Origin of the sequence: Treponema sp. UBA785, from assembly GCF_002297065.1 — a bacterium.
GTDB lineage: Bacteria > Spirochaetota > Spirochaetia > Treponematales > Treponemataceae > Treponema_D.
Genome location: NZ_DBJD01000073.1, coordinates 20,586 through 21,215, shown reverse-complemented (window position 1 = coordinate 21,215; position 630 = coordinate 20,586). Strand labels below are relative to the sequence as shown.

The window sequence follows — 630 nt, the reverse complement described above, 5'->3', positions numbered from 1 at the left end:
TGCCCCGGAATAAGTTCATTTTTTGCGCAGATAACACCAACCAGCGGCTGATTCAATTCCTCATCAGTATAACCCGAAGCATAAAAAAGAGAGCGGTGCGGCGCGCGGGCAACACCCTTACAAGCATTATCACTTTTTTTTGATTCAACAGCCATTTTGTACCTCTAAAATAAAAAAATAAATTTCTGGAGCAGCTTTTACTGTCTCCTCCGGCTTTCCGCGGTTCCGCTATTCGCTTCATCGGGCAAAGCCCGACGCTTTCGCGCCGCTACAATCCGGGCTAAAATTTGCGTTTTTATTATATAGATAAACGCGCTTTCTGTTAATATTGACAGGGATAAGTTTCTTTAATTTTAATTAAATTCTTCAGTATTATTAAATTATATACTGCTATAAAAAAATTATTTTTATAACAAGAAAAATCAAAAACAGCCAGATTAAAACTACAGGAACCGCATAATACCATTTTCCGCTCAAAGCCATGTTTTTTGCGTTTTTTCGGCATTCTTCCCAGACTTCGGACGGAATCAGCTTTACAGAAGCGGCAATCAGCGCAGGAACCAAAAACAGGTCATCAAGGCAACCAATCACCGGAATAAAATCAGGTATAAGGTCTACTGGAGAAAGCGC

At 40.0% G+C, this 630-nt stretch carries 1 protein-coding gene; it reads right to left on the bottom strand.

Annotation, left to right across the window (positions count from 1 at the left end; genetic code table 11):
- Positions 1–390 precede the first annotated feature (390 nt).
- Positions 391–630, bottom strand: a 240-nt coding sequence (locus B2X33_RS09480) for a YkvA family protein (protein WP_349675714.1), incomplete at its 5' end; no start/stop codon positions are given.